We start from the raw sequence: 8896 nt of genomic DNA on the forward strand, positions 1-8896 counted from the left end.
CTTATAAATCGCCCTCCGCCTGTTCCAAATTACCTAAATGGGCTAAAATCTGCCGATAAAAGGCTTCTTGTGTTTGATCACCACGATATAATTCTTGATGAATCAACCCGTCTTTAATAAAGAGGATTCGTTGACAGTAACTTGCGGACAAAGGATCGTGAGTCACCAATAAAATCGACAAGGCTTCTTGATTTAATTCCCGCAATAAATTCAATAAATCTTTGGCACTATTGGAATCTAAAGCTCCTGTGGGTTCATCCCCAAATAAAATCGCAGGCTTGCTGACTAGCGCTCTGGCAGCGGCTACCCGTTGCTTTTGCCCACCAGATAGCGCAGTGGGATATTTGTTTAATATTTCTTCAATGGACAGACGTTTGGCAACTTCTGCGATTTTGCGCCGGATTTCTTTAGGCTTCACTCCTTGTAAAGACAAAGGTACAGCGATATTTTCGTGGGCCGTTAAGTTTTCTAAAAGATTAAACTCTTGGAAGATAAAGCCAATTTCTTGACTGCGATAGTCCGCTAAGGCATCTCCTTTTAACTTGGTCACATCCCCACCGTTGATTAAAATCTCTCCAGAAGTTGGTTGATCAATGGTGGACAACAGGTTTAACAAGGTGGATTTCCCTGAACCCGAAGCTCCCATAATTCCCACAAATTCCCCTGGGGCTACCTCAAAGTTGATTCCTTTTAATGCCTCAGTTCTTTTTTCACTGCTTTTTCCATAACTTTTCTTTACATTTTTTACTTGAATAACGGGTTGCATTGCGTTCATCCTTCCTGATTCAATTTACTCATGGCCTTTTTTGGCACTTCATTTTTGGTAACTTCTTCCCAACTTGTGACGCCTTTGTTTTTATTCCACGTCACTTTTAAATAAGCTTCTTCTTTCAATGGCCGGGCTTCAAAGGAATTAAAATCCATAGTCTTGCTCTTGCCGTCCTCATCATAACCAGGAAGTTCATAGTGGTAAGTAATCACAGCATTCCCCACATCATCTTTTTCATCTTGTCTTTGGCCTTCTGTTGTAATTTGCACATAATATTGATGGCCTCCCATAATCCATTCTTGGGCTACCCAAAGTCCACCAACCAGTACCACTGCGATACCGAGAATAGTCAAAATAAATTTTTTCATGGAAATCCCTCGCTTTCTTTCATGACTGTATTCTAGCCTAAGAAAGAATTAATACCGAGAGACTTGGCTGACATTTCCCTTTCATTTTTGTCACTTAAGCTAATCCAGCCGATTTTTGAAAGAAAAGCCTGCTAAATCAAGAATCCTAAAGCGTTACAAAAGAGCCCTCTCTTCTTTTTCGTTTACCTTTTCTTTACTTTTAACAGCTCTCCGTAATTGTGACGGTGGTTGAAACAAAGTATCCGAGTGAGTACTGCTTTTTCTTTTATTCCGTTAAAAACAACGATACAATAAGACATAGCAACGCTAGTTTGTTGCACAAAAAAGCCCAAAATCAAAGATGATTTTGGACTTCTAAGTATGATTGAATATGATGCGGAAGATGGGAGTCGAACCCACACGAGCTATTGCTCACAACGACCTCAACGTTGCGCGTCTGCCATTCCGCCACTTCCGCGTATTGGCAACGATTAAATCGTACCAATCCTGCTCTTATTTGTCAATAACCTTTCTAAAAAAGGAGTTATTATGGAAAAAGATCATTTCGATGGAGAATTCACCGCTTTAGGACTTTTAATTGGCATTTGCATCGGTTTAGTCAAAGACAATCTAGTCTTCGGGTTTATCATCGGCATTGTCATTGGCATCGCTTTGGACTGGCTGGGCAATCTACTCCTAATGTGGCGCAAAAAGTAACAGACAACTCTCACTAGCGCCATGTCCTTCTTCCAAAGAAATCTGCAAACAAAAGATAAAAAAAGGGGGAAATCAACCTTTATTGATTTTCCCCTTCCCTCTTCCTATCTGGTCTATTATTATAAGACCGTGGGATCATAGCGATAAGTGACACCGCCGTCATGATGGGCTTCTCCCACAAAGTATTTCCGGTCTTCTCGCTGTAACCAAACACTGCGAAAATCCATAAACTCCGCCAGACTCACTTCAATTTTTGCTAATTCCCCAGACTTCAACTGATCCAATTGTTTGGCATAATCTTCCATGAACCTTATCCCTTCTTATTAAAGTAGCCTTTGTTTTTTGCACTGAGGGCTTCATCTTGAATCAAACCTTGCAAGCCCCGTTCTAAAATGCTTTTACGTTTAACAGGCTCCTCATTGATTTCTTCAGTGGGAAATTTTTTCACACTAGGCTCTTCATTGCGTTTTTCTTGGAAGGCAGCTGGTTCTTGATCGAACATCAAATAACTGTCTTGAGGCTTTTTCAAAGAAGCAAGCAGTTCTTCTTTGCCAATTTTCTCCCCAGTCTCTTCGTCAGGTAAAACTGAAGCTGGAATGTATTTGGGCACAAAATACGAACGCCCGGAATATTCCCGTTTAATCGTGCTTTCCGTATTTTGTGCAGAGGTATTCCGCAAAGAAGACGTGCGGGGTTCTTTGCCAAACAGCGATGTCCGTCCCACAGCGTCGGTTTCTGGGGCGATTTTCTTACTATAATCTGGCAAATTGTCCCGGTGTTTTTTTAGCTCCGTTTGTTGGCGAATCGTCAAACCTTGTTTATCCAATGTTTCTTTGCGAGAACGGCGTAATGTTCGTTCTTCTTCCTCTTTAGTAACAGGCTGGATTTTCGCCCCAGCTGGTTGGGTTTTGTCTACTGATTGGCGACTGGTAGCCGCTTTATAATCAGCGGTTTTATTAGGGGTCAGCCAACTGCGATCATTGGCAAACAAATTGCGCTTGCCTTCTCGCTGAATTTTGACGCCTTCTTGATCATCGTAAGCCGGAAAGCGATAATTTTTACGCTTAATCTCATTATAGTTGTTCATAGGTATCATCCTTTGTTTCTGGGTTTGCCTTATTCTACCACAAAATCCCTGGACAAGAGAACTTTGCCTCTTTACAAGCTTCCTTCCACCACAAACGAACCATAACCTGCAATTCGTTTTCCTTCCAAAAGTTCTTCTAAGCGTTCAGAAGACAATGGGAGTTTTCGAAAAGTGGCAAAATTATTCACCGCTACAATCACTTCTACTTCTAAAGGGTTTAAAATGGTTAAGATAAAACGGGCTTGATCATAGCGCAAAACCCCCAACAGTCGCTCGCTGTACAATAGGCCAAATTCTCCTGATTGCAAAAGTTCATTTTGTTTTCGTAAACTCAGCCACTTGCGACACTCCTGATAGCAAGTCTCATCTATTGAGTCCCAAGGGAAAAACTTGCGATTGTCCGGATCTTTGCCCCCCGTTAGTCCCGCTTCGTCCCCGTAATAAATGCAAGGCACGCCTGGAAACAAAAACAACAATGCAAAAGCTAAAGAAAGTTTTTGATGATTGCCTTCTAACTGAGACAAAATTCGTTCTGTGTCATGGGTACCGATATTGTTAAAACTATTGTAAAAGACTTCCCGAGGATAATTTTCCTGTAAGCGAGTAAAGGTCAACGCCACTTCTTCTGGCGTGCAATTCTCCATTAAAAAGTCAATGGTGGCACTCCGTAAAGGATAATTCATCACCCCATGTAAGTGATTTCCTAAAATATACTGTCGTCGCACCCCATAGGCCACCTTATTTGAAGCGTCTTCCCAAACTTCTCCTAATAAAACCTTATCAGAAAAGCGTTCTAAGTTTTCGCGAATTCCCGCAATAAATGGATCTGGCAATTCATCTGCTACATCTAAACGCCAACCGTCCAAGCCTAGTTGGTTCCACTTGCTTAAGACTCCCGTAGGTCCATAGATAAAACGCTGAAAGTCTTCATTGTCTTTGTCTACTTCCGGTAAATCTTTAACACCCCACCAGGAACGGTATTCATTGGGATAATTCAAAAAAGTAAACCAGGAAAAATAAGGACTTTTAATGTTTTGATAGGCCCCTACTTCTGCTCCATAAGCGCCGTCATAGTTAAAATAGCGACTATGGCGGCCCACGTGACTGAAAACCCCGTCTAATACCACCCGAAAGCCTTCTTCATGGAGGTAGTCTAATAAGTCTTTAAATTCCGCTTCCGTGCCTAAAATCGGATCCACTTTTAAATAATCTGCGGTATCATAGCGGTGGTTACTGCGGGCTTCAAAAATGGGGTTTAAATATAAAGCATTGACCCCCAGCTCTTTTAAATAAGCTACTTTGGCTTTAATCCCGGAAAAATTACCCCCGTAAAAATCCCAGCGAACAATCTCCCCTTGCCCATCTTTAATGTACATCGGCTCATCAGCGTAATTCCCATATAAGAAGGTATTGGGCTTAGGAGAATTGACTTGTCCATTGGCATTGCCGTTGTAAAAACGATCCGGGAAAATCTGGTAAAAAATCGCCTCTCGATACCAAGCAGGAGGTGTCTCCGCTTTTTGAAAACAAGTCACTTGATAGTTCATACAGTCCACCAGATGATCAGCGACTTTTCCATGACCATTGTTCCCACTCCAACCATAAAAACGCACAAAACGTTGGTGATTAGCAGAAAGATATTCCAGCTCAAAGTGGTAAAAATACAGTCCTTTACCGTCTTTAAACGTAAACTCAGTCTGAAAATACCCCGGCACTTTTGCTTCCATCTTCACTCGATAAGGCTCATGACCTTCTGGTATCATCACCAAGTAAACCCGGTCAATGCCACTGTCTTCTCCTTGAAAAGAAAAGCGTACCGATTCCCCTTCTTGAATCGCACCAAAAGGCGATTTATAGGCTTCATCCCAAGGGTTATAATAAATGTTTCCCATAAAACTACCCCTTCTTTTTGGAATACAATTCCACCGGTTCAATGTGCCAAATGTCTTCTGCGTAACGCATCACCGTATCATCGGCAGAAAAACGTCCCCCGTTGGCAATGTTCATTAAACTCATTTGTTGCCAAACTTTTGTATCCTTGTATAACTGATCGATCTTTTCTTGAGCCTCCACATAAGCCGCAAAATCCCGGAGCACAAAGTATTCATCGTTGTGTTTTAATAAAGAATCAAAAATTTCCTGACCTTCAAAATAAATATTTGGAATCGTACCATCCACAAAAGCATTGACCACTCGTTGCAAGACGGGGGACTGATCATAATAATTTTTAGCCACATAGTCTTTTCGTTCGTAGTATTGATAGACTTCTTCTTCGGTCATACCGAAGATCACCACATTGTCTTCTCCTACGGCATCGCGAATTTCCACATTGGCACCGTCTAATGTAGCCAGGGTAATGGCACCGTTTAGCATCAATTTCATATTACTCGTCCCTGAAGCTTCTTTAGAGGCCAGTGAAATCTGTTCACTTACGTCAGCGGCAGGAATGATCAGCTCCGCCAAATTCACATTATAGTTTTCCAAAAAGACAATCTTAATACGATCATTGATATCCGGATCATTGTTCACCAAGTTCGCTGTCTCATTGATGGCTTTAATGATGGATTTAGCGTAAGTATAGCTTGGAGCGGCCTTCGCACCGAAAATAAAGACCCGGGATGCTTGTTTGTTTGATGGATCGTCTTTTAAATCAAAGTACAGTTTTAAAATATGCAGAAGGTTTAGCAATTGCCGTTTATAAGCGTGGAGACGCTTGATCTGCACATCAAAAATCGCTTTTTCTGAGACTTCAATGCCTGTAGTTTTCTCAATGTATTGAGCCAGCCGCTTTTTGTTCACCATTTTAGAAGCAGCCAGTTTTTCTAAAACAGCATCATCTTCCCGATAATTTTGCAAGAGCTTCAAATCTCCCGGTGTTTTCCGCCAAGAAATTCCAATGGTTTCATCTAAAAGTTTGGCTAAGGTTGGATTGGCCAACTGTAACCAACGGCGCTGAGCAATCCCATTGGTTTTGTTATTAAAGCGTTCTGGATACAGCTGATAAAAATCATGGAGTACCACTTCTTTTAACAAATCAGAATGTAGTTTCGCCACGCCGTTGGTACTGTGGCTGCAAATAATAGCTAAATGGGCCATGTGAACTTGACCATTTTGAATAATTCGAGTTCGTTGGACTAAAGCGGGATTTTCGGGATGACATAGATTCATTTCCGCGACAAAGCGACGATCGATTTCTTCAATGATTTGATACATCCGAGGCAGATTGGCTTTCATCAATGCTACCGGCCATTTTTCCAAGGCTTCAGCCATAATGGTGTGATTCGTATAACTCATCACTTTTACTGTAACGTTAAAAGCCTGCTCCCAAGCCATTCCATGCTCGTCCATTAAAATGCGCATCATTTCCGGAATACACAAGGCAGGATGGGTATCATTAATGTGAATCGCCACATACTCATTGATTACTTCCAGTGGTTTTTTTAATCGCAAATAATAGCGCACAATACTTTGCACCCCGGCGGACACAAAGAAATATTCTTGCCACAGGCGGGTTTGACGTCCCCGTTCATTGGAATCATCCGGATACAAAACAGCCGTTAAATCCTCAAAGGCGCGACGGTCTTCAATGCTGCGATAATGGTCTTCTTCATCACAAGGAATCTCCACACTCCACAACCGTAATGTATTGACCAAATGATTTTGATAGCCTAAAACCGCTGTATCATAAGGGATTGCCCGCAACCTACGAGCCCCTTCATAAATCGGCTGTAAATTTCCGTTAGCATCTTCTGCCATGTAAACATGCCCGCCAAATAAAACATCCACCGCTTTTGATTCTTTGCGCACTTCCCAAGTATTGCCGTTGCGCAACCACTCATCCGGTAGTTCTACTTGATAACCATCCACAAAGCGCTGTTTAAACAAGCCATAGTCGTAGCGAATTCCGTTGCCGTTACCAGGCAAGCCACAAGAAGCAATCGAATCCATAAAACAAGAGGCCAAACGTCCTAAGCCGCCATTTCCTAAGGCCATATCCTGTTCCACTTGGGCTAATTCATCTAGAGAAGTCCCCAATTCCACTAGACCTTCTGCCACCAAGTCTAAAATCCCCATATTTAGTAAATTACTCTTTAACATTTTTCCTGGTAAAAACTCAATGGAAAAATAATAAGCCTGCTTTTGCCCCACTTCCAAATAATCTTTCCAAGTATTACTCCAAGCATCAGAATAATAGGCTTTGGCCACGCTTCCTAGTACGTTATAGAGCTCTTGAGGTGAAGCATCTTCAATTTCCATCGCATATTTTTCTTTTAACCGCTGCTGCATTTCCTTTTTAAACGATTCTTTTGACATTGTCATAAACAACTCTCCCTTATATTCAAAAAGAGCTACGTCAAAATCCCAGCAGATTTTGCGTGGTGCCTCCTTTGCTCCCGTCAAAATGACCAAAGCAAACACCAAACTACTGGGGTTTTACACGCAGCCCCGATGCTAATTTGTGACTACTTCTTCATAAAGTGCTAGATACGCATTACATGCGGTTTCCCAACTGAAATCTTCTTCCATGGCTTGAGTCATTACCTTTTGCCAGACAATTGGGTTTTCATGATACATGATGATGGCTTTTTCCATGGCTTTCATAAACTGATAACCACTGAAATCTTCAAAGCCAAAGCCTGTCCCTTTGCCTGTCACCGGATTAAAAGGCGTTACCGTATCTTTTAAGCCACCAATTTCATGAACTACCGGTAGTGTTCCGTAGCGCATAGCCATCATTTGCGACAAGCCACAAGGTTCAAAAGCAGAAGGCATTAAAAAGATATCTGCTGCTGCATACATCTTTTGGGCTAAGGCTACATCAAAGGTAATGTTAGCTACAACCTTATCAGGATACGCTTGTGCATAACCGGCAAAAGCCTGCTCAAAGTCATAATCTCCCGTTCCCAACAACACCAACTGCATATCTTGTTGCAATAAACTTGGCAATTCAGCTAACAATAAATGGAAGCCTTTTTGTCGCGTTAAACGACTGACTACCGCTAAAAGAGGCACATCTTTTCGAACTGGAAGGCCCATCTCTTTTTGCAATTGGGCTTTGTTGGCTGCTTTGCCACTAAAATCAGCCGTTGAAAAATGATAGTCGATTAATGGGTCCGTTTCAGGATTGTTCTGCTCGTAATCAATCCCATTTACAATCCCAGAAAGCTTGCCCGATTCCATGCGCAAGATCACATCTAAGCCAGAACCAAATTCCACCGTTTGGATTTCCCTTGCATAAGAAGGACTCACTGTATTCACCCGATCAGCGTATAAAATGCCAGCTTTCATGTAGTTCAAGCAATTGTTCATGCGCAAAGTACCGTCTTCATACCGTTCCATCCCCACACCAAACCAATCGGCTAGCTTGCCCCCATCATACCAGCCTTGAAATTCAATATTGTGAATGGTCAAAATGGTTTTAATGTCATGATAAGCCTTCACCCAATTATACTTTTCCTTTACTAAAAAAGGTAACATTGCGGTATGGTAGTCGTTGGCATGAAGCACATCGGGAATAAAACGCACCCGCTGCATCATTTCCATAATGGCTAATTGGAAGAAAGCAAAACGTTCCCCATCGTCTTCATAACCATAGAGACCATCTCTGGTAAAGTAGTATTCATTGTCGATAAAATAATAAGTCACCGCCCCCATTACTAAGCGTTTCACACCACAGTATTGGTTGCGCCAACCTACAGAAACAGTGAAATTAAACAAGTCTTCACACTGTTGGCGTAGTTCTAAGGGCATTTTATGATGAAAAGGCAAGACTACCCGACAATCTAACCCTTTTTTTACTAGTTCTTTCGGTAAAGCCGCGGCCACATCGCCTAGGCCACCAGTTTTAAAGAAAGGTGCACATTCTGCTGCTGCAAAGAGAATTTTCAAATTACTCTCCTCCATAAATATCGGTAATCACATAGCTATCTTTTCTCAAAACCACCGGATTTGTTGGGGTCCCAATCACTTTGACGC

The 8896-nt window shown here is 41.9% G+C and carries 8 protein-coding genes and 1 tRNA gene; 1 reads left to right on the forward strand and 8 read right to left on the reverse strand.

Going from position 1 to position 8896, the window contains the following annotated elements:
• Position 1: 1 nt before the first annotated feature.
• From AB5754_RS09935 to AB5754_RS09945, 3 genes are all read right to left on the reverse strand, one after another.
• The gene (locus AB5754_RS09935) at positions 2–766 is read right to left on the reverse strand and encodes an ABC transporter ATP-binding protein (RefSeq protein WP_311833331.1); all 765 of its coding nucleotides are present in this window, start codon (positions 764–766) and stop codon (positions 2–4) included.
• Positions 767–771: 5 nt separating this feature from the next.
• Complete coding sequence (locus tag AB5754_RS09940; RefSeq protein WP_368252000.1) at positions 772–1137, reverse strand: YxeA family protein; 366 nt, start codon at positions 1135–1137, stop codon at positions 772–774.
• Between the two features lie 374 nt (positions 1138–1511).
• A tRNA-Leu gene (locus AB5754_RS09945) sits at positions 1512–1594 on the reverse strand.
• A gap of 71 nt (positions 1595–1665) precedes the next feature.
• Between AB5754_RS09945 and AB5754_RS09950 the strand changes: the two genes are divergently transcribed.
• The gene (locus tag AB5754_RS09950) at positions 1666–1833 is read left to right on the forward strand and encodes a hypothetical protein (RefSeq protein WP_311833329.1); all 168 of its coding nucleotides are present in this window, start codon (positions 1666–1668) and stop codon (positions 1831–1833) included.
• A gap of 119 nt (positions 1834–1952) precedes the next feature.
• Here the strand turns inward: AB5754_RS09950 and AB5754_RS09955 are convergent, their stop codons facing one another.
• The 5 genes from AB5754_RS09955 to glgA form a co-directional block, all read right to left on the reverse strand.
• Positions 1953–2138 carry a hypothetical protein gene (locus AB5754_RS09955; RefSeq protein ID WP_311833328.1) on the reverse strand — a complete coding sequence of 62 codons (186 nt, stop codon included), beginning with the start codon at positions 2136–2138 and terminating at the stop codon, positions 1953–1955.
• A 5-nt stretch (positions 2139–2143) separates the two neighbouring features.
• Positions 2144–2920 (reverse strand): hypothetical protein, encoded by a 777-nt coding sequence (locus tag AB5754_RS09960; protein WP_368251999.1) that lies wholly within the window; start codon positions 2918–2920, stop codon positions 2144–2146.
• Between the two features lie 71 nt (positions 2921–2991).
• The gene (locus AB5754_RS09965) at positions 2992–4812 is read right to left on the reverse strand and encodes a glycoside hydrolase family 13 protein (RefSeq protein WP_368251997.1); all 1821 of its coding nucleotides are present in this window, start codon (positions 4810–4812) and stop codon (positions 2992–2994) included.
• A gap of 4 nt (positions 4813–4816) precedes the next feature.
• Positions 4817–7234 carry a glycogen/starch/alpha-glucan phosphorylase gene (locus AB5754_RS09970; RefSeq protein ID WP_368252009.1) on the reverse strand — a complete coding sequence of 806 codons (2418 nt, stop codon included), beginning with the start codon at positions 7232–7234 and terminating at the stop codon, positions 4817–4819.
• Positions 7235–7372: 138 nt separating this feature from the next.
• Entirely contained in the window at positions 7373–8809 is a 1437-nt protein-coding gene (gene glgA, locus AB5754_RS09975) for a glycogen synthase GlgA (protein WP_368251995.1), read from the reverse strand.
• Positions 8810–8896 lie beyond the last annotated feature (87 nt).

It is taken from the genome of Enterococcus sp. 2201sp1_2201st1_C11_2201SCRN_220225, from assembly GCF_040925905.1.
Taxonomy (GTDB): Bacteria; Bacillota; Bacilli; order Lactobacillales; family Enterococcaceae; genus Enterococcus_C; species Enterococcus_C asini_A.